The organism is Saccharopolyspora montiporae, from assembly GCF_015209505.1.
GTDB classification, from domain to species: domain Bacteria; phylum Actinomycetota; class Actinomycetes; order Mycobacteriales; family Pseudonocardiaceae; genus Saccharopolyspora; species Saccharopolyspora montiporae.
Genome location: NZ_JADEYC010000030.1, coordinates 1 through 19,375 on the forward strand (window position 1 = coordinate 1; position 19,375 = coordinate 19,375).

Genomic DNA, 19,375 nt, shown 5'->3' on the forward strand with positions numbered 1-19,375 from the left:
GGATTCCGCGGTTGCGTCCGGTGACCTTGTTGTAGACCACGAGCACGATGACCGCACCGATCACCGAGCCGATCCACCCGGCGGGTGCGAACCCGCGGAGCCCACCGGTGAGCGCCCCGACCACCAGACCACCCACCACGGATCCGACGACGCCGAGCACGATCGTCATCACCAGGCCGATGTTGTCCTTGCCCGGGACAAGCGCTCGTGCGATGAACCCGGCGATGAGGCCGAACACCAGCCACCCGAGAATCGTGAAGAACATCCTCGAAAAACCACCTAACCGTGCTGGGAATGCTGCGGACCGCCCTGCACCGACGGCAGCGGCGGCGCACCGAATCCTGTCCCGTCCGGGGTGGCCGCAGCAATGACCGAGATCATCCGGGTGGGGTGAAACGCAGGCAGGTGCTCAGCGCAGCTCGCCGCTGCTGACCGTGAACTGCTCGATGAGCATCTGGTGGCGGCGCAGCCTGCGCGACTGCTCGGCCACGCAGCGCACGAGGATCACCACCACACCGCTGACCAGCAGCAGCAGTCCCATCGCCAGCAGTGCCACGAACATCGGCAGGCCGGCGGGCTGCTGCCAGGCCAGGAACGCGAGCAGGAACGCGATCGGCGACGCGCCCATGCACAGCGCGTAGACGAACACCGACAACCGACGCATCGCGAACGGGCTACGAGAGGTTCGCTGATCGCGGACCGGCCCCGGTTGTGCCGGGGCCCGGGAGCGGGACCGGTGGTCGCAGCGGTGGGCGCTGTCGTCCGGATACCGCGTGCGGACGCGGGTTCCCGAACCGGATTCGCCGTACACGCCAATCCCCTCTTTCGGCAGGCGCTGTTGATCAGCCCACATTTTCGCCGCGATCTCGGGATCCGGCCACTCGGGAACTTCAGATGGTGAACGTCCCGGCCCGGCGGCGGTCTTCACAACGGCGCGCCCCGCCAGCAGAGTGGTCTTGGCTTCCACCGCGCGGTGGGAGCCACCGAGCACGGGAGGCACGATGGCACCGGTCCGGCTGTCCGCGCAGGCCGAAACTCTCCTGATCACCCTCTACTCGCGAGCGCTGGACAGCCGGTCGCCCGAGCCGGTGCTCGGTGACCCGGCGGCCGCCGAGGCCGTGCACCGCATCGACTACGACTTCTCCCGGCTGCAGATCGGCACCGACGAAGTCGTGGGCACCGCGCTGCGCAGCCGACCGCTGGATGCCTGGACCCGACGATTCCTCGACCGCCACCCCGACGCGGTGGTCCTGCACCTGGGTTGCGGGCTCGACGACCGGTACGGCCGCGTGCAGCCCGGGTCCGGGACCGACTGGTACGAGATCGACCTGCCGGAAGTGATCGAGCTGCGGTGCGAGCTCTACGGCGAGCAGGGCGACCGCAAGCTCGTCGCCGCCCCGGCCACCGGCACCGCAGCGCTGGACGCGGTCCCGGAAGACCGGCCGACGCTGGTGGTCGCCGAAGGCGTGCTGTTCTACCTGGCCGCCCGCGAGGTGCGCGAGCTGGTCACCGCGCTGGCGCAACGAATCGGGCGCGGCGAGCTGGTCTTCGACGCGGTCACCCCGCTCGGCAAGCGGCTCATCGGCCGCGGTGCGGCGGTTTCGGCGACCGGCGCCGTGCTCGGCTGGGCGCTGCGCGATCCGCGCGCACTGCCGTCCTGGCACCCGCGGCTGCGGCTGCTGGAGGAGAACCGGATCATGACCCCGGCCGCGCGCAGGCGGATGTCCGCCCCCTACCGCCGGGCCAGCGCCCTTCCGCCGCTGCGGCGGATGGTGCGGGTGCTGCGCTACGGCATCGGGTGAGCCCGATCAGCCGGTACCGGCGCGAACGACGGCCACCGGCGCGGGGGCGCGGTTGACCGCGGCGTGGCTGACCGACCCCAACAAGGCCCGCCGGATGCGGCCGCGGCCGTGGCTGCCTACCACGAGAAGGCCGCCGTCGGCCGCTTCGCGGAACAGCGCGGCCGCGGGCTTTTCCGGGGCGACTTCGCGGCGCACCACCACGTCCGGGTACTGCTCCCGATACCCGGCCAGGGCGGCGGCCACCACTTGCTCGGCTTCCTCGCGCACCTCGCCCCACGCGGTGTCCCAGGTACCCGTCTGCGCGAACGGCTCCAGCGGCAGATCGCTCCACGCGTGCACCGCGACGAGTTCCCGGTCGTGCCGCGCGGCGTAGTCGAACGCGAAGGCCACCGCAGCGGCGCTCACCGGCGACCCGTCCACGCCCACCACGACCGGCCCGGTGGTGCGCTGCGGATCGCCGCGCACGACGACGACCGCAGTGCTGGCCCGGCGGGACACCAGTTCCGCCGAGGTGGACCCGATCCCGGGCACCTCGTCACCGGACGGACCGCCCAGCACCAGCAGTTCCGCTTCCTCGGACAACGCACCGAGCTCGTGCGCCGGATCCCCGTTGCGGAGTTCGGTGCGCACGTCCAGTTCCGGGTCGATCTGGTGGCAGCTCTCGACCAGGTCGTCCAGCGCGCGGCGCAGCGCCTGCTGCACCGGTTCGGTGGTGTCATCCGCACCGGCCACGCGGATCGGCGTGAACTCCTCGAACGGCCAGGTGAACACGTGCACCAACAGCAGGTCGACCCCGCGGCTGGACGCTTCGCGGGCGGCCCACCAGACCGCCCTGCGCGAGGAATCCGACAGGTCCCACCCCACCACGATCGGCCTACCGCCGGCTGCCATCGGCTGCTCCCTCCGTACCACCCGCCGCACCCATGGTGGACCGCCCGCGGGAGCCCGGCAGCGCGGATCGGACCGGGTGGTCACCGGTCCGCGGGCAGCCCGGAACGGGGCGGTGCGGGCACACTGGTGCTACGAGCAGTCACGGGATGCGGAGCGCACATGAGAGCAACTGTCCCGCTGGGACGCATCGCGGGGGTCCGGGTCGGCCTGCACTGGAGCGTCGCCGGAATCATGCTGCTGGTCGCGGTCGGCCTGGCCGCCTACCAGCTGCCCGCGGTGTTCCCGGGGCATTCGGCGCCGGGTTACGCGCTCAGCGGGGTGCTGGCCGCGGTGCTGCTGATGCTGTCCCTGCTCGGGCACGAGCTCGCGCACGCGATCGTCGCCCGGCGCAACGGCGTTCGGGTCGCCGGGATCACCCTGTGGCTGCTGGGCGGTGTGGCCCGGTTGCAGGACGAGGCGCGCACGCCGGGCGCGGAGTTCCGCATCGCCGTGGTGGGACCGGCCGTCAGCGCACTGCTCGGGGTCGTGTTCGGCGGTGCGGCATGGGCGGCGATCCAGGTAGGCGCGGGACGGCTGGCCGCGGCGGTGCTGCTGTACCTGGCCGTGCTCAACGTCGCGCTGGCGGTGTTCAACCTGGTCCCGGCCGCACCGCTGGACGGCGGCCGCGTGCTGCGGGCCGGTCTGTGGCGCTGGACCCGGGACCGGACCACGGCGTCGGTGTGGTCGGCGCGCGCCGGTCAGGGCCTGGGCGGACTGCTCGTCGCCGCCGGGGTGGTCCGCGCGTTCACCAGCGGTGTGGACGGCGTCTGGTGGGTGCTGATCGGGATGTTCGTGCTCACCATCGCCGGTGGTGAGCAGCGGCAGGCCCGCCTCGGCGAGAAGCTCGCCGGCATCCGGGTGGCCGAGGCGATGGACCGGGACGTGCCGACCGTGGACGCGGGGCTGACCGTGGACCGGTTCCTACGCGAGCGGGTCTTCGAGCGCGGCCCGGCGAGTTTCGCCGTCAGCAACGGGAACGAACTGCTCGGCGTGGTGGGCGTGCGGCGGGCTCGCGCGGTCCCGCAGCGCGCGCGGAGCACGACGACGCTGGCCCGGATCGCCACCCCGCTGCCCGAAGTCGGCACTGCTGCCCCGGACGAACCACTGTCCGCGGTCATGCCGCGGCTGGCGGGTGCCGACGAGCGGGTGCTCGTGTTCGACGGCGCAGTGCTGGCCGGCTCGATCACCCCGGCCGAGCTGGACCGCGCGGCCGGATTCACCGGCCCGCAGGCCACGTCCGGCCCGAGCACCCCGCCCCCGGAGGACGACCGCCCGCCGCCTCCGGACTGGTGGTACCCGGGTCGCGGGTGAGCGGTCACCCCCGCACCAGGCGGGGCGCGGCGAAGCGGGACGAGGTCGCCGCCGCGCAGAGCACCGCCGGGTCCGCGCGGGGCACCGGAAGTCCGGCCGCGGCGAACATCCCACCGGCGTCGAGGTCCAGCAGCCGTCCGCGGCGCAGCGACCAGGGCGGATGGGCCACCGCCACCCGCAGCAGCCTGCCGGCGTACCAGCGCGCGAACAGCCGCCACCGATCCGTGGTGAAGTGCTCGTGCGCGCCGGGTCCGGCCGGTCCGCCCGGCACGACGCGCAGCCCCGAGCGCAGCGGATCGCCCGCGCAATAGGCCAGCACGCCCTGCTCGTCCGCGTGCTGCACACCGCTCCCGCGGGCAGGCAACCGCCCCAGCAGCCGGGCCGCGCGCGCCGGGGCGGTCCGGGACAACCCGGCGGCCAGGAACACCAGCCCGCGCCGCCCGGACCGGTCCACGCAGTAGGTGCGCAGGTTCATCTCCGCCAGGCCCGGTTCGCGCAGCACCGGCAGGCCGAGCACGCGGGCGCAGCGGATCCGCAGGCACACCAGGCCGATCCACGCGGCACCGGCGCTGAGGTCCGGCCGCGTCCCGGGTGGCAGCAGCGGCCCCACGAGACCCGGATCGCACGGCCAGTGCACGAAGACCGGGTCCTCCCACAACATTTCGGCCACCGGGTGCTGCACCGGATGCGGCGGTGCCGGCGAGACGGGTTCCGGCGGCTGCGCGGTCACGACCCGGCGCGCAGCAGCGCCGCGTACAGCGTCAGGCCCGGTCCGAAGGCCAGCGCGACCAGGTTCCCGGAACCGGCCTCACCGCAGCGCACCATCCGCTCGACGATCAGCGGCAGCGTCGCCGAGGAGCAGTTCCCGTGCTGGGCCAGCACCTCCCGGGAGCGGACCAGCGCGGAAGGCCCCAGTTGGAGGGCGTTCTCGGCGGTGTCCAGGATCCGCGGTCCCCCCGGGTGAACCGCCCAGCCGTGCACATCGCGGCGGCTGAGGCCGTTGCGCGCGAGCAGCCCGTCGACGACCGGGACGAGGTGTTCGCCGAGCACGTCCGGAACCGCGGGCGACAGCCCCATCCGGAACCCCGCATCGGTGATGTCCCAGGTCATGTGCCCGGTGGTACCGGGATCGGTGCGCGCGGTGACATCGGCCAGCGCGAGTTCACCGGTCCGCGGACGGGCCGGCCGGAGCACCACCGCGACCGCGGCGTCCCCGAACAGCGCGTGCGAGACGATCTGGTCGGTGTCGGCGGTGGACGGCTGCAGGTGCAGCGAGGTCAGTTCCAGGCACAGCACGACGGCGGTGCGGCCGCGGGCGATGACGAAGTCCGCGCCCCCACCCAGCGCGGGGACCGCCGCGTAGCAGCCCATGTGTCCGATCAGCAACCGCTGCACGTCGTCCCGCATGCCCAGCTCGGCCGCGATCCGGATGTCCACCCCCGGGGTGGCGTAACCGGTGCAAGTGGCGACGGCGAACATCCCCGCCTCGTCCGCCGGTATCGCCGCGTCGTCCAGCGCCGCCGCCACCGCGCGGGCACCGAGCTCGGGCGCAACCTGGGCGTAGCGGTGCATCCGCGCGCCGGTGGTCCAACCGGAGACGTCCTCGTGCAGCGGGTTGGCCACGACACTGCGCCGCCGCACACCCGCGGACTCGAACAACCGCCGTGCGATCCGGTTCCCGGCGAAGTGCCTGCTGAAGAACCCGTCCCAGAGCTCGTCCTGCTCGGCGCCGCCGTCCGGCACGGCGGACCCGATCCCGGCCAGCACGGCGGTCACCAGCGCGCCTCGGCATCCGGGTCGCCGTCCAGGACCGCCACGCCGAGCCAGTCCGCGCACACGTCAGAGGTGGCCGGTTGCAGCGCACCGCAGCGGGCATCCCGGAAGATGCGCTCCAGCGGATGCCCACGCCGTCCCGCACCGGCACCGGCGGCTTCCAGCAGCGAGGAGGACACCTCGGCGGCGGTGTCCCCGGCGACCAGCTTCGCCCGCCAGACCCAGCGGTTCGTGCCCGGCGCACCGGGTTCGGCCGAGACCCGCCGCGCGGCCTCGCGCACCACCGCTTCCGCGGCGGCGACCGCCGCTTCGGCGCGCCCGACCCGCGCGCGCACCGCCGGGAGCTCGTGCAGGCCGCGTTCGGCCAGGTGCGTGCTCGCGGCCTGCACCGCGGCGCGGGCGACCCCGGCGTACACCGCGGCGTACGAGGCCACCAGCCACTGCGGCATCATCTGCGCCAGCGGCAGCACGACACCCTCGACCCCGCCGAGCAGCGCCGAGGCCGGCACCCGGACGTCGAAGTGCACGTCATGGCTCCCGGTGGCCCGCATACCCAGCGAGTCCCAAGTCGGCTCGACGCGCACCCCGGGCCCGTGCGGCACCAGGAAGTAGGACACGGCCGGTTCGGCACCGGCGTCCTCCCGCGCGGTGACCAGGTAGGCGTCCGCGTGCCCGGCCCCGGAGACGAACGCCTTGGCACCGGTGATGCGGTAGCCGTCCGCAGTGCGCGCGAAGCTGGTCCGGGTGTGCGAAAGCCGGGATCCCGCACCGCGTTCGCTCATCGCCACCGCGTACAGCGACCCGGCGGCGGCGCCGGCCAGCAGCCGGTCGCGTTCCGCGCCGAATCCGTCCGCCGCACCCAGGTCGGCCAGCAGGTCGTGCCCGGCCGCGGCCAGCGCACCGGTGATCGACGCGTGCATGTTGAAGATCAGCGCCGTGGACCCCGAACCCGCGGCCATTTCACCCGCCACGGCGGCGTAGTCGGCGAACGAGGCGCCGAGACCGCCCAGTTCCTCGGGCACCATCAGCCCCAGCAGCCCGCAGCCGCGCAGCTCGCGGAAGTCCTCCGCCGGGAAGCTGCCGGATGCGTCGTGCTCCTGCGCGCGCTCGGCGAAGCCGGGCGCCAGCCCGCGGGCGAGATCGGCGGCGGCGCAGGCCGGTTCCGGGAAGGCGCGCGGCACGGTCACGGCCCACCGCCCGCCGGCGCCGGGGATTTCCGCCCCACGCCCTGGAACAGCACGGCGGTGGACCCGGTCGGGCGCATCCGCACGTGCTCGCCGCGCCCGACGAAGAACGACGCGAGATCGCCGAAGTCCGGGCGGATACCGCGCAACGCGAGCGGAACCCCGTGCAGCGCCGCCTCGGTGACGAGGGTGGCCCGGTCCACGAGCAGCGCCGGATCGTGCACTCCGCGCGGAGCCAGCCCCGGAATCCGCTCGGCGAGCCCGATCGCCAGCAGGCGGCACCGCGCGGTCGCGGCCAGCGAGTCCAGGACGAGCACGCCGCCCGGGCGCAGCAGGCGGCACGCCTCCGCGATCACCCGCGGCAGGTCGGGCACGTGCTCCAGCACCTCGCCGGCGACGACGCAGTCGGCGCTGCCGTCGGCGAGCGGCGTGTCGGCGACGTCCGCGAGCACCGGGCGCACCCCGCGTTCCCGCGCGTGGCGCAGCGCGCTGGTACTGGTGTCGACGCCGACATGCAGGTGCCCCCGCTCCGCGATCCGCGGCGCCAGCAGGCCCGCTCCGCAGCCGAGGTCGACGAGCACGCTGCCGCGGCGGCGGGCCTCGGGGACCAGTGCGGCGCGGGATGCGGCCAGCCAGTGCAGCATGGCGAAAACACCGCGCGGATCCCACCACTGGTCGGCGAACACCTCGTACAGCTCCGGATCGCCGCGCCGGACGGTCCTGCCGGGGCGTGCCATGCGCCACAGGCTGGCACACTCCGCCGGATGCGGCATTCCGCGGTGGTGGCGCTGATCCGGGCAGCGCACCCGGCCCCGTGCGCGGTGGTGGCTGCGGTGGCCGGCGGACTCGCGGCCCTCACCGGCCGGGCACCGGGCGGTGTGCTGCTGGTGGTCACCGCGGTGCTGGCCGGGCAGTTGTCGGTGGGTTGGCTCAACGACCTGGTGGATGCCGAGCGGGACGCCGCCGCGGACCGGAGCGGCAAACCCCTGGCCGCCGGCGAGATCCCGGCCGGTTCGGTGCGGGTGGCGATCGGCTGCGCCGCCGCGGCCGCGGTGCTGCTGTCGCTGCCCTCGGGGCTGCCGGCCGCCGTCGCGCACACCGCGGCACTGGTCTCGGCCTGGTACTACGACCTGGACGGCAAGTCCCGCCCGTGGTCGGTGCTGCCCTACGCGGTCTCGTTCGGCCTGCTGCCGGTCTTCGTGCTCTGGGGCGGTGCCCGGCCGGTGCCGTGGTGGCTAGTGCTGGCCGCGGTCCTGCTGGGGTCGGCCGCGCACTTCGCCAACGCACTGCCGGACCTGCGGGACGACCTCGCGGCCGGTGTCCGCGGACTGCCGCACCGCCTCGGCCGGCCGGGCAGCACCGCCGCGGCCGCGGTGCTGGTCCTGGCGGCCTCGGCCGTGCTGGTGCTCGCCCCCGGCCGGGTGACCCCGGCCTCGTGGACGATGTTGGCGCTGACCGCGCTGGTCCTGGTCGCCGGGGGTCTGCTCGCGCGCCGGTCGGGATCGCGCGCCGCCTTCCACGCGGTGCTGGTGGTCGCGGTACTGGACGTCCTGCTGCTCCTCGCGCGCGGCGGCTGATCCCACCCGATAGCGGTTTCTGATCGCCCGACCGGAGGATCATGACTTGCTCGCGCCGATCATGGATCGTTCGATGCGGAAGGCCGGTGATCAACCGGCTGCCGCGTTGCGGGGCGGAGCGCGGCCGAACCCCGAAGGGAACGCTCATGACCCGTCTTTCCCGAGCTCTGGTGCTGGCGCTGCTGACCGCGGGCGGCCTGTTCGGCCCCGTGGTGCTCGGCGCTTCGGTGCGGGCCGACCGGTAAACCGGGCGCTCCGGGCCCGCGGCGCCCCGTTGAGCCGCCGCGGCCCGGTGCACGCCCCGGCACGCTCAGGCAGCCGCCGGCGGCGCGAGGTGTTCGGCGAGCTCGGTGAAACCGGTGACGGCGAGATCGCTGGTCACGTCCACCGCCCGGTCGGGCAGACCGTGCGGGCCCTTCTCCAGCGGGCGTTCCAGGAACGCGGTGCGCAGCCCGACGGCGCGCGCCCCTTCGATATCCCAGTGGTGCGCGGCGACCAGCAGCATCTCGTCCGGGCGCACGTCCAGCAGCCGCGCCGCGGTGCGGTACACGTGCGGATCCGGCTTGTACGTTCCGGCCAGTTCGGCCGACAGCACGGCGTCGACCGGCAGTCCCGCGTGCTTGGCCAGCGTGGTGAGCAGCGCATATCCGCCGTTGGACAGCGCCGCCACGGTGCGGTCCGCGCGCAGCCGTTCCAACCCGGGGCCCACGTCGGGCCACGGCGGCAGCCGGTGCCAGGACCGGACCAGCTCGCGCCGTTCCCGGTCGTCGAACAGCTCACCGACGTCGAACCGGTCCAGCAGCTCGTCGAGCGATTCCCGGTGCAGCCGGTCGAGGTTCACCCACTCCCGGCGACCGCTGCGCACCGCACCCAGCGCGGGGTGGTAGCGCTCGCGCCACGCGTCGGCGAAGGCCCACTCGTCCACGGCCGCACCGCGCCGCGCCGCCGCTGCCGCGACGGCGCGGGCGACCCCGGTGCGCCAGTCCACAGCCGTGCCGAAGACGTCGAACGCGACGACCCGGACCCCTTCCACCGGCATGGGCACCTCCCGTGTCCCCTGCCATCATCCGCACGCCCGGCGGGCGGGCAATCCGCCCGCCGGGCGATGCGCCGGTCACTTCCGGTCGCACTCGCCACCGTCGTCGGCTCTGCGGGACTCCTCGCGCCGGATGCGCTCAGCGGTCTCGCTGGGCAGCACGAAGAAGCGCTCGGCGTCCCCGTGCTCGCTGCCCGTGCTCTCGTCGGCGGAAGGATTGCCCTGGTAAGCCATCAACCTCGTCCTCTCGGTTGGTGGTCGGCGCCGGATACGGCGGTGTCGCGAGCAGGTTCGCTCGCTGCCTCCTGAGGGACAGCCGAAACCGGCTGCGATGACGCATGTTCCGGCTACCAGGGAAAACGACCGGCGGATGCGGATCAGCGAAGGGCGTGATCACCGCTGGTGACCACATCACGCAGCACGGCCGCCACGCCGTCGAAGTAGCGGGTGATGCTGTGCTGCGCGGCCGGGGTGTCCGGGTAGCGGGCCGTGATGCCGAGACCGCCGTGCGTGCGATTGACCCACAGGTTCGCCTTGTCGCCGTACGACATCCGGACCAGCGTCCGGGCGTTCCAATCGGCCCAGTCCCGCGCACCGGGGATCTCCCGCATATCCAAATAGGACACGAAGGAGAACACGTCCGGCGAGTGCCGCTGCAGGTCCAGTCCGAGCACGTCCACGACCTTGGCGAACGGGACCTTCGCCACCCGCATCGCCTGCCGGGCCGAGCTCTGCGCCGGCGCGAGCACCTCGCTGAGCCGCCGAGCCGCGGACAGATCGATGCGCACCGGACCGGCACCCACGTACCAACCCATCGACGCCGACCACTCCGGGCTCGCGCGGGTGTGGAACGGCGAGACCACCCGGTAGACGTCGTCGCCGCGCAACTCGCGCGCCACGACCGCGGACGCCGCCAGCACGCCGGCCAGCGCGCTGCCGCGGTGGTGGCGGCAGAACCGCTCGAACTCCTCGGCCTCGACCTCGTCCAGCAGGTGGCGGCGAGCTCCGGTGTGCGGCAGCAGCTCTCCGTCCCCGACACCGAGTTCGAGCGGGAATCCGGGCAGGTTCCCCCCGCATTCGTCGATGAACGCGTCCCACTCGCCGACCGCCGGGTGATCGCGGTCGACGTCGCGCGCGGCGTCGCGCTCGGCCCTGCTGAACGCGACGTAGCTGCCCGCCGACGGAACCCGGGGCGCTCTGCCGCGCAGGCAGTCGGCGTAGAGGACGTGCAGTTCGTGCGCGGTGGCCAGCACCGAGTATCCGTCCACATTGGAATGGTCGTAGGCCACCAGCACCGTGGTCCCTTCGGCGCGCTCCAGGGTCTGCACGGTGAAGTTCGGCCAGCGCGTACCGTCGGTGGCCGCGTCCAGCCGCTGCTGCACGGTTCCGGTGATGTCGTCCTCGGGCAGCAGTTCGCCGACCTTGGTGTCCTCGATGCCGACCCGACCGGCCGGTGCGGTGAACCGCTGCATGTCCGGGCCCGTTCCGCGCAGCGTGCTGCGCAACGTCTCGTGCCGGTCGACCCAGGCGCGCAGGGCCGCGCGGAACGCCTCCTGGTCGAGTTCCCCGGCGATCTCGAAGCCGACCCCGAGCCAGGCGGGCGTGCGGATGCCGCGTCCCTGGAGGCTGGCGATGCCGCGGAAGTGCCATTCCTGGTTGTAGGTGGGCGGAGCCTCGTCGCGGACCTCCCCGGACGCGGCGGTCAGCTCCGGCGCGCGGGGGGTCCACTCCCGCAGCAGGCCGGGGGCGAGCGGGTATTCGTCGAGTTCGGTCATCTCCACGCGGACATCACCACTCCTGCGCGCACGGGGGTGCTGCGGGCGGTCATGCCCGCTCCTGCATCAGCTCGGCGATGTCGCCGACGGTGGCGACGTGCTTGAGCTCGCCTTCGGTGATGGCGATACCGACCTCCTCCAGGGCCACGGACAGCTCGACCATGGCCAACGAGTCCAGATCGATGTCCTCGGGGGTCGCTTCCGGCGCGATACCGTCCGGCGCTATTCGGATCCGGTCGACGAGGATCTCGTGCAGCGTCTGGAACATTCCGGTTCTCCACTCGGGGTGCGGGGCTGGTTCGCGCGGACCGCCGCGGGCAGCTCCCCGCGGCGGTCCGCGACCACTCTGACGTCACCCGGGCGAACCCCTCCAGGAACCGGACCCGGTTCCACCTGAATGAGTGATCATGAACCCGAAAAGTTCGATTTTCCGTTCCGCTGAGGCGGTTTGCTCGGTCCACAGTGGCCAGTTCCGCGGAATCCGGAAGTCCGGCGGCTACTCCGGAAGCTCGACGTCGATCACCCGGACACGGCGCCGACCCTCCGGCGCGTCGAACTCGACCAGCCGGCCCGGGCGGGCACCGGACAGCGCCAATCCGAGCGGGCTGTCCGTGGTCAGCGAGCGATCCTCGGCCCCGGGCGGCACCTCCTCGGTGATGCCCACGACGTCGAGCACCTGCACGTCGCCGCCGCCGAACCGCAGGGTCACCCGCGTCCCCGGGCGGATGCCCTCCACCGGCGGGTGCCCACCATCGGCCAGGTGGTGACGCAGCAGCGCGATGCGGTCGTCCAGGTCGACCAGCTCGTCCCCGGCCTCCAGCGCCCGCGAGGCGTCCCCGCGATCGCCCTGGTCACCGCCCTGGGTCAGCTCGTCGACCAGCTCCGCGCGCCTGCTCCGCAGCCTGCGCAGCTCCTCGTCCACGCGGCCGCGCGCCGCGCCGGACAGATCCGGTTCGGACTCCGATCCCGTGCCACCCATCTGCGCACCTCCGTCCCGGCCGGTACCGCCGCGACCCGGCGGCGCGGCCAGTATCTGCTCCGGCACGTCCGTCGGCACGGGGAGCGGGCAGCGTGCCCAGGGCCACACCCCGCCGACTGGCGATCAATCGAACGCCAGTTCTAGCATCTGCGGTGTCGTCGGTGGCGCGGGGAACGCACCGCTCGGCCCGCGGGTCGGCCACTGCACCCGGCGCGGCCCGCTGCGGTCCCGCCCCGGCACCCGGCCGGGGCGGGACCGCCATCGGCAGCCGGCGTCACACCGGTGTCCCCGCGTGGTCATGCGCCCGGTACGCGCGGCGGCTACCGTCCGCCGCGCAGAGCAACCCCGATCTCCCGGAGCCGATGGTGCACAAGCAGCAAGCAGGCGAAGTGGTGGCGCAGGCGCGCGTGCGGGCGGGTCTGACCTGGGCGCAGATCGCCGAACGGCTGGGCAAGCCCGAGGTGTGGACGACCGCGGCGCTGCTGGGTCAGCACCCGATGAGCCCCTCCGACGCGGCCGCCGCGGCCGAACTGCTCGACCTGGGCGCGGACGTCGTCGAGGCCCTGCAGCGCCAGCCCTACCGCGGCTCCGGCGAAGCGGTCGTCGCGGACCCGACGATCTACCGGTTCCACGAGGCGCTGCAGGTCTACGGACCCGCCCTGAAGGAGCTCATCCACGAGAAGTTCGGCGACGGGATCATGAGCGCCATCAACTTCCGGATGCAGGTGGAGCGGGTGCCGGATCCGGAGGGCGACCGCGTGGTGGTGACGTGGGACGGGAAGTTCCTCGACTACCGCTGGTGATCCGCCTCGTCGCCCAGCTGCTCGCGGAGGCGGAACTTCTGGATCTTGCCGCTGGGCGTGCGCGGCAGCTCGCCGACCACCTCCAGCCGTTCCGGCCAGTACGGCTTGGCCACGCCCTTCGCGGCGAGGAACCGCTGCAGCTCGGCGAAATCCGGTTCCGGCTCCCCGGGTTCGGGCACGACGACCGCGCAGGCCCGCTCCTGCAGCCGCGGATCCGGCACGCCCACCACCGCGGCGGCCTGCACCGCGGTGTGCTCGTGCAGGACGTCCTCCAGGTAAGCCACCGGGATGTTCTCCCCGCCGCGGATGATCACGTCCTTGGTGCGGCCGCTGATGCTCAGGTAGCCGTCCTCGTCGATGGCGGCCAGATCACCGGTGTCGAACCAGGCCCCGTCGAACGCATCGCGCGTGGTGTCCGGGCGCCGCGCGTAGCCGACGAACAAGAACGGGCCGCGCACCTGCAGCCTGCCCTCCGCGCTGGGCGGCAGCGGCCGTCCCCGGGCGTCCACGACCCGGATGCGCATGCCCGCCAGCGGGATCCCGTCGCGGGTGGCGGTCTTGTCCTCGTCGTCTCCGGGCACGCCGATGGTCACCAGCGCGTTCTCGCTCTGGCCCCAGCCGCTGAGCACATCGGTCGCGGGAAGCTGCTCCCCGGCCTGGCGCACCAGCGGGCGCGGCACCGGCGCCCCCATGCAGCAGAAGCGGCGCAGCGCGGAGACGTCGTGCCGGGCCAGGTTGTCCGCACTGAGCAGGTCGTGCAGGAACGGCGTGGCCGCCGAGGTGTGCGTGATCCCGCGCTGCTCGATCAGCTCGACGAACCGCTGCGGGTCCCAGACCTCCTGGTAGACGCCGGTGGCACCGAACTGGACGGGCAGCCGGGCGCCGTAGAGGAACCCGGTCAGGTGGGCGAACGTGGAGGCCATGTGCAGCACGCTGTCGGAGTCGACCTCGACCCGCTGCGCCATCGCCCGGTTCGCGGCCACCAGCGCGTTGTGCGTGTGCATCACGCCCTTGGGCTCACCGGTGGTGCCGGAGGTGAAGATGAGCAGCGTCACCTCGTCCGGGTCTGGCCGCAACCGAGCCAGCTCGGCGGCCGGGTGCTGCCGTTCCCACGGGGTGGCCAGGAACTCCTCCCACGATGTCCTGCCGGGACCGCTCTCCCCGCCGACCACCAGCAGGTGCTGCAGGTCGGGCAGGTCCGGGCGGAGCCGCTCGACCATCGCCGGGTGGTCGAAACCGCGGAACTCGTCCGGCACGACCACGATCCGCGATCGCGCCAGCTGCAGCGCGAACCCGACCTCGCGGTCGCGGTGGATCGGGATGAGCGGGTTGCTGACCGCACCGATGCGGGTGCAGGCGAAGTGCAGCACCAGCCACTCGATGCGGTTGGGCAGCTGGAAGGACACCACGTCACCGGCACCCACGCCCAGTTCCAGCAGACCGGCCGCGCAGCGGTGCACCTGCTCGGCCAGCTCGCGGTAGGTCGTGCTGCGGTGCTCGTCGACCGCCGCGAGCTTGTCCGGGACCCGCGCGGCCCAGGCATCGAGGTGGTCGGTGCTGACCTCGCCGGTCCAGTGGCCCTGCGCGGTGTGCTCGCCGATGCGCTCGGCGGTGAGGTTGGTCTCGAACGCCATCGTCGCGCCCCGTTTCAGCTCATGGTCAGGCCGCCGCTGACGCTGACGGTCTGCCCGGTGATGTACTGGGCCTCCGCGGAGGCGAGGAAGGTGACGGCGCCGGCGAGGTCCGCCGGGTCGCCCAGTCGCCGGAACGGGATCGCCTTGGTCAGCGCCTGGCGCAGTTCCGGCCGGTCACCGCCGATCGAGTTGAACAGCTCGGTATCGGTGGGGCCGGGGCACACGCAGTTGACGTTGATCCGGTGCCGGGCCACCTCGCGGGCGATGGTCTTGGTGAACGAGATGACCCCGCCCTTGGCGGCCGAGTACACGGCTTCGCCCGAGGAGCCGACGCGGCCGGCGTCGGACCCGATGTTGACCACCGCGCCGCTGCCCTGCTCCACCATGTGCCCCAGCACGGCCTTGGTGGTGTGCAGCGTGCCGAACAGGTTGATCGCCACGATGCGGTCCCAGTCGGCTTCGTCGCTGTCCACGAAGGGCGCGGCCTTGTCCCAGCCCGCGTTGTTGACCAGCACGTCGATCCGGCCGAACCGGTCGGTGACCTCCTCGACCGCGGCCTGCACCGAATCGCGGGAGGTCACGTCGGCGCGCACGCCCATCGCCGGTTCGCCGATCTCCTTCGCGGTGGCCGCGGCGGTGTCCGGGTCGATGTCGGCGATCACGACCGTCGCTGATTCCGCGGCGCACTTCTCGGCGATGGCGCGGCCGATCCCGCGCCCGGCGCCGGTGACCACGGTGACCTTGTCCTGCAGTCGTCCCATTCCTGACTCCTCGACGTATCCGCGGACCTGCGCACGGTCCGCCTGTTTCCGGTTCACGGGGCGAGCTCGCGGCCGAGCCTGTCCCGGGCGATCACGAGCTTCATGATCTGCGCGGTGCCGTCGCCGATCTGCAGCCCGAGCACGTCGCGCAGCCGCTGTTCCACGGGCAGATCGGTGCGGTAGCCGAACTGGCCGTGCAGCAGCAGGCAGTTCTGGATGACCTCGAACGCGGTCTTCGGCGCCCACCACTTGCACATCGCCGCTTTCGCGGTGTGCGCGAGCCCTTCGTCGGCCAGCCACAGCGTTTCCCGGCACAGCAGGCGCGCGGCGGTCAGCAGCGTCTCGGACTCGGCGAGCGGGAAGGACACGCCCTGGAACGCGCTCAGCGGACGGTCGAACGCTTCGCGCTCGGACACGTACCGCCAGGTGTCGTCCACGGTCAGCTGCGCGAGACCGGTGCACTGCAGGCCGATCAGCGCTCTGCTGAAGTCGAAACCGCGCATCACCTGGGTGAATCCGCACCCTTCGGCACCGATGAGGTTGCCCGCGGGCACGCGCACGCCGTCCAGGTGCACGGCACCGCGCTCGACGGCGCGGGTTCCCATGTCCGCGTACGACTCCCGGGTCACACCGGGCAGGTCCAGCGGGACGAGGAAGGCGCTGATCCCCTTCGCCCGGCGCTGGTCGTCACCGGTGCGCGCGAAGACCACCGCGGCGGAGGCGGAACCGCAAAACGACAGGGATTTCACCCCGTCCAGGACGTAGTGGTCCTGCTCGCGGCGAGCGGTCAGCCGCGGCATGCCCGCATCCGATCCGGCGTGCGGCTCGGTGAGCCCGATGCCCACCACGTGCTCGCCCGCGCAGATGCCGGGCACCCAGCGCGCCGCCAGGTCCGCGGGCGCCTCGGTGGCCAGGATCTGGCCGACGAGCGAACCGACGACCTGCAGGTAGGAGACGGAGAAGTCCCCCTTGGCGATCTCCTCGACCGCGATGCCCGAGCTGAGCCGCCCGGTCCCGCGACCACCCAGCTGTGCGGGCAGCTCCGGGGCGATGAACCCGTGCTCACCCATCTCCCTGCGCACCTCGGGCTCGACGGCGCCCGCCCGCTCGCGGGCGCGGTATCCGGGCGCCAGGCGCTCCGCGGCGAACCGGCGCGCCCGTTCGGCCAGTTCGGCCTGTTCGGTACTCACTCCGAAATCCACACCTGCTCCCGGGTTTCTGCTCGGCGGGTCGGTCGTCCCGGGCGGATCACGCCGGCGCCGGATAACCGGTGAAGTCCGGCTTGCGCTTCTCGGCGAAGGCACTCGCGCCTTCCTGCGCCTCGGTGGAGTCGGTGAACAGGTGCAGCGCCGACATGGCCATGTTGGACAGGCCCGCCTGGTGGTCGGTGTCGGCGTTGAACGACTGCTTGAGGAACTTCAGCGCCGTGGGGCTGTTCGCCGCGATCTCGGCGGCCCAGGTGCGCGCCTCGTCGAGCAGCTGGTCGGCCGCGACGACCCGGTTCACCAGTCCCCAGCGCTCGGCGGTCTCCGCGTCGTACTGCCGGCACAGGTACCAGATCTCGCGGGCCCGCTTCTCCCCGACGATCCGCGCGAGGAAGGCGGACCCGAATCCGGCGTCGAAGGAACCGACCCGCGGCCCGGACTGGCCGAACCGGGCGGTGTCGGCGGCGATGGTCAGGTCGCAGAGCACGTGCAGCACGTGCCCGCCGCCGATCGCGAGCCCGTTCACCGCGGCGATGACCGGTTTCGGGATGTCGCGAATCAGCTTGTGCAGGTAGCCGATCTCGAACATGCCGCTCTCGGTCGGACCGTAGTCCCCGGTTTCGGCGCGCTGCTTGACGTCACCGCCGGTGCAGAACGCCTTCTCCCCCGCACCGGTGAGGATCACGGTACGCACGCGCTCGTCGGCCCAGGCCGTGCGCAGCGCGGAGATGAGCTCCTCGACGGTCTTGCCGCGGAAGGCGTTGTAGCGCTCCGGCCGGCTGATGGTGACCACCGCTGCGGTGTCCTGCACGGCGTACTCGATATCGGTGTAACCGGTCATCGATGACCTCTCCCCTCGCCGTTTCCCGCTCGCGTTCCGGGTCGCGGGTCGTTGTCGAATCCGAATTCAGTTACGATGAACATCGGTTCATCGTGAGTGAATGCTGATTCACACCGACCCCTGTGTCAAGGGCCACCGCCCCCGCCGGGAACGCGGGGCGCGGACCGGTGTGAACATGGATCCACTCGTGCTGAACAGCCGTTCACCGACCGGATGGAGTGCCGAGATGTCCTCACCCGCCCGATCCCGCGGCAACGACCCGGGCGAAGCCGCCCGCGCCGCACGGGCCGCCTGGCGCAGCAGGCAGCTGCTGGACGCCGCGGCGACGCTCATGGAGCGCGAGGGGTTCCAGGGCGTGTCCATGCAGGCCCTGGCCGAGGAGGCCGAGGTCAGCGTCGGGCTCATCTACCGGTACTTCGGCGGCAAGGACGAGCTGCTGCTGGCGGTGATCGTGGACGTGCTGGACACCATCTCCACCCGGGTGCCCGAGGCCGTGGCCGCAGCCGGGGACGACCCGGTGGAGGAGGTGGCCGCCGCGTTCCGCGCCTACTGCGAGGTCGTCGACGAGCGCAGGCACGCGGCCGTGCTGACCTACCGGGAGAGCCGCGCGCTGAGCAGCCAGGGCCGGGTGAAGATCAAGGCGATGGAGGTCGCCAGCACCGAACCGCTGCGCGCGGCGCTGCACCGGGGCACCGCGGCCGGCCTGCTGGTCGACCTGGACGCCGACCTGGTGGCGCACGACCTCGTGCTCATGGCGCACGGCTGGGCGCTCAAGCACTGGTACCTGGAGCAGAAGCTCGACCTCGGCGAGTACGTGGCCAAGCAGACCGCGCTGCTGCTCGGCTCGCTGGTCGAACCCCGCCGCAAGCGGCAGTACGCGCACCTGCTGCACCCGCACTGATCCCCGGGTCTTGCGCAGGTACACCGCAGCGGGCCAGGATCATCGGCGGCGCCGGGCACCTGGTGCCGAGCGGAGCACCGGGAGGACCGTTGACCGACCTGTTCGACCTGACCGGGCATGTTTCGGTGATCACCGGCGGGAACTCGGGGATCGGTTTCGGCATGGCCGGAGCGCTCGCCGCCGCAGGTGCCCGGGTGTGCCTCTGGGGCACCAATGAGCAGCGCAACAGCGACGCCGCGGCGACGCTGTCCGCCGCCGGTGCCGATGTCCTCGCGCTGCGCTGCGATGTGGGCGACGAACAGCAGGTCGAGGACGCGATGTCGCGCACCGCCGACCACTTCGGCCGGATCGACTCGTGCTTCGCCAACGCCGGGATCGGTTCCGGCGGAACGCGTTTCACCGAGACCAGCGCGGAGGAATTCCGCCGCGTGACCCGGGTCAACCTGGAGGGCGCGTTCAGCACGCTGCGCGCCGCGGCCGCGCGGATGGTCGAGCAGGGCGAGGGCGGCAGCCTCGTGGCGACATCGAGCCTGGCCGCCAAGCAGGGCCCGCCGCGCGGGCAGGCCTACGCGGCCAGCAAGGGCGGCGTGGTGTCCATGGTCAAATCGATCGCGATGGAACTGGCCAAGCACGACATCCGCGCCAACGCCGTGCTCCCGGGCTGGGTCAGCACACCGCTGGCGGATCCGATGCTGCAGTCCGAGGGATTCCAGCGCCGCGTGCTGCCGCGGATGCCCGGCGGCCGGTGGGGAACGCCCGACGACTTCGGCGCGATCGCGGTCTACCTGGCCAGTCCGGCCAGCGCCTTCCACACGGCGGACGCGATCACCCTCGACGGCGGCTACGACGCGTTCTGAGCGGGT

General features: G+C 72.9%; 22 protein-coding genes. 6 read left to right on the plus strand and 16 right to left on the minus strand.

Going from position 1 to position 19,375, the window contains the following annotated elements; all coding sequences use genetic code 11:
• On the minus strand, positions 1-265 hold a 265-nt coding region (locus IQ251_RS16040; protein ID WP_193929413.1), incomplete at its 3' end, for a GlsB/YeaQ/YmgE family stress response membrane protein.
• Between the two features lie 144 nt (positions 266-409).
• Positions 410-664 (minus strand): hypothetical protein, encoded by a 255-nt coding sequence (locus tag IQ251_RS16045; protein ID WP_193929414.1) that lies wholly within the window; start codon positions 662-664, stop codon positions 410-412.
• 337 nt (positions 665-1,001) lie between these two features.
• Here IQ251_RS16045 and IQ251_RS16050 point away from each other — a divergent pair, with 337 nt between their 5' ends.
• Complete coding sequence (locus tag IQ251_RS16050; protein WP_193929415.1) at positions 1,002-1,802, plus strand: class I SAM-dependent methyltransferase; 801 nt, start codon at positions 1,002-1,004, stop codon at positions 1,800-1,802.
• Between the two features lie 6 nt (positions 1,803-1,808).
• Here the strand turns inward: IQ251_RS16050 and IQ251_RS16055 are convergent, their stop codons facing one another.
• On the minus strand, positions 1,809-2,693 hold the full coding sequence (locus tag IQ251_RS16055; protein WP_193929416.1) for a universal stress protein: 885 nt from the start codon (positions 2,691-2,693) through the stop codon (positions 1,809-1,811).
• Positions 2,694-2,852: 159 nt separating this feature from the next.
• Here IQ251_RS16055 and IQ251_RS16060 point away from each other — a divergent pair, with 159 nt between their 5' ends.
• Positions 2,853-4,043 (plus strand): site-2 protease family protein, encoded by a 1,191-nt coding sequence (locus tag IQ251_RS16060; protein WP_193929417.1) that lies wholly within the window; start codon positions 2,853-2,855, stop codon positions 4,041-4,043.
• 4 nt (positions 4,044-4,047) lie between these two features.
• Here IQ251_RS16060 and IQ251_RS16065 read toward each other — a convergent pair whose 3' ends face one another.
• From IQ251_RS16065 to IQ251_RS16080, 4 genes are all read right to left on the minus strand, one after another.
• Entirely contained in the window at positions 4,048-4,704 is a 657-nt protein-coding gene (locus tag IQ251_RS16065) for a DUF2071 domain-containing protein (RefSeq protein WP_228047190.1), read from the minus strand.
• A 65-nt stretch (positions 4,705-4,769) separates the two neighbouring features.
• Complete coding sequence (locus IQ251_RS16070) at positions 4,770-5,819, minus strand: type III polyketide synthase (protein WP_370591437.1); 1,050 nt, start codon at positions 5,817-5,819, stop codon at positions 4,770-4,772.
• Entirely contained in the window at positions 5,816-7,003 is a 1,188-nt protein-coding gene (locus IQ251_RS16075) for an acyl-CoA dehydrogenase family protein (protein ID WP_370591438.1), read from the minus strand. The genes IQ251_RS16070 and IQ251_RS16075 overlap by 4 nt, the downstream gene beginning before the upstream one ends.
• Positions 7,000-7,737, minus strand: a complete 738-nt coding sequence (locus IQ251_RS16080) for a methyltransferase domain-containing protein (RefSeq protein ID WP_193929419.1) — start codon at positions 7,735-7,737, stop codon at positions 7,000-7,002. The genes IQ251_RS16075 and IQ251_RS16080 overlap by 4 nt, the downstream gene beginning before the upstream one ends.
• Positions 7,738-7,764: 27 nt before the next feature.
• Between IQ251_RS16080 and IQ251_RS16085 the strand changes: the two genes are divergently transcribed.
• On the plus strand, positions 7,765-8,577 hold the full coding sequence (locus tag IQ251_RS16085) for a UbiA family prenyltransferase (protein WP_193929420.1): 813 nt from the start codon (positions 7,765-7,767) through the stop codon (positions 8,575-8,577).
• A 310-nt stretch (positions 8,578-8,887) separates the two neighbouring features.
• Here the strand turns inward: IQ251_RS16085 and IQ251_RS16090 are convergent, their stop codons facing one another.
• The 5 genes from IQ251_RS16090 to IQ251_RS16110 form a co-directional block, all read right to left on the minus strand.
• Positions 8,888-9,616, minus strand: coding sequence for a haloacid dehalogenase type II (locus IQ251_RS16090; protein ID WP_193929421.1), 729 nt, complete (start codon positions 9,614-9,616; stop codon positions 8,888-8,890).
• 75 nt (positions 9,617-9,691) lie between these two features.
• Positions 9,692-9,847: a hypothetical protein gene (locus IQ251_RS16095; protein WP_193929422.1), complete on the minus strand. Its 156-nt coding sequence runs from the start codon at positions 9,845-9,847 to the stop codon at positions 9,692-9,694.
• Positions 9,848-9,990: 143 nt separating this feature from the next.
• A complete protein-coding gene (locus IQ251_RS16100; protein WP_193929423.1) occupies positions 9,991-11,388 on the minus strand; it encodes a condensation domain-containing protein in 1,398 nt (465 codons plus the stop codon).
• 49 nt (positions 11,389-11,437) lie between these two features.
• Positions 11,438-11,656 (minus strand): acyl carrier protein, encoded by a 219-nt coding sequence (locus IQ251_RS16105; RefSeq protein ID WP_193929424.1) that lies wholly within the window; start codon positions 11,654-11,656, stop codon positions 11,438-11,440.
• A 228-nt stretch (positions 11,657-11,884) separates the two neighbouring features.
• Complete coding sequence (locus IQ251_RS16110) at positions 11,885-12,367, minus strand: GreA/GreB family elongation factor (RefSeq protein WP_193929425.1); 483 nt, start codon at positions 12,365-12,367, stop codon at positions 11,885-11,887.
• A gap of 362 nt (positions 12,368-12,729) precedes the next feature.
• Between IQ251_RS16110 and cynS the strand changes: the two genes are divergently transcribed.
• On the plus strand, positions 12,730-13,170 hold the full coding sequence (cynS, locus tag IQ251_RS16115) for a cyanase (protein ID WP_193929426.1): 441 nt from the start codon (positions 12,730-12,732) through the stop codon (positions 13,168-13,170).
• On the opposite strand, the gene IQ251_RS16120 is transcribed toward cynS, so the two are convergent.
• Genes IQ251_RS16120 through IQ251_RS16135 form a run of 4 tightly spaced genes read right to left on the minus strand, consistent with a single transcriptional unit; the run spans position 13,158 to position 17,611 of the window.
• Positions 13,158-14,804: an AMP-binding protein gene (locus IQ251_RS16120; RefSeq protein WP_193929427.1), complete on the minus strand. Its 1,647-nt coding sequence runs from the start codon at positions 14,802-14,804 to the stop codon at positions 13,158-13,160. The two genes, cynS and IQ251_RS16120, sit on opposite strands and share 13 nt — an antisense overlap.
• 14 nt (positions 14,805-14,818) lie before the next feature.
• Positions 14,819-15,565 carry an SDR family NAD(P)-dependent oxidoreductase gene (locus IQ251_RS16125; protein ID WP_193929428.1) on the minus strand — a complete coding sequence of 249 codons (747 nt, stop codon included), beginning with the start codon at positions 15,563-15,565 and terminating at the stop codon, positions 14,819-14,821.
• A gap of 53 nt (positions 15,566-15,618) precedes the next feature.
• Positions 15,619-16,755: an acyl-CoA dehydrogenase family protein gene (locus tag IQ251_RS16130; protein ID WP_370591439.1), complete on the minus strand. Its 1,137-nt coding sequence runs from the start codon at positions 16,753-16,755 to the stop codon at positions 15,619-15,621.
• Between the two features lie 58 nt (positions 16,756-16,813).
• Entirely contained in the window at positions 16,814-17,611 is a 798-nt protein-coding gene (locus tag IQ251_RS16135; protein WP_193929430.1) for an enoyl-CoA hydratase-related protein, read from the minus strand.
• A 226-nt stretch (positions 17,612-17,837) separates the two neighbouring features.
• On the opposite strand from IQ251_RS16135, the gene IQ251_RS16140 reads away from it, so the two are divergent.
• Positions 17,838-18,512 (plus strand): TetR/AcrR family transcriptional regulator, encoded by a 675-nt coding sequence (locus IQ251_RS16140; RefSeq protein ID WP_193929431.1) that lies wholly within the window; start codon positions 17,838-17,840, stop codon positions 18,510-18,512.
• 89 nt (positions 18,513-18,601) lie between these two features.
• Complete coding sequence (locus IQ251_RS16145) at positions 18,602-19,369, plus strand: SDR family NAD(P)-dependent oxidoreductase (RefSeq protein ID WP_193929432.1); 768 nt, start codon at positions 18,602-18,604, stop codon at positions 19,367-19,369.
• Positions 19,370-19,375: the final 6 nt, after the last annotated feature.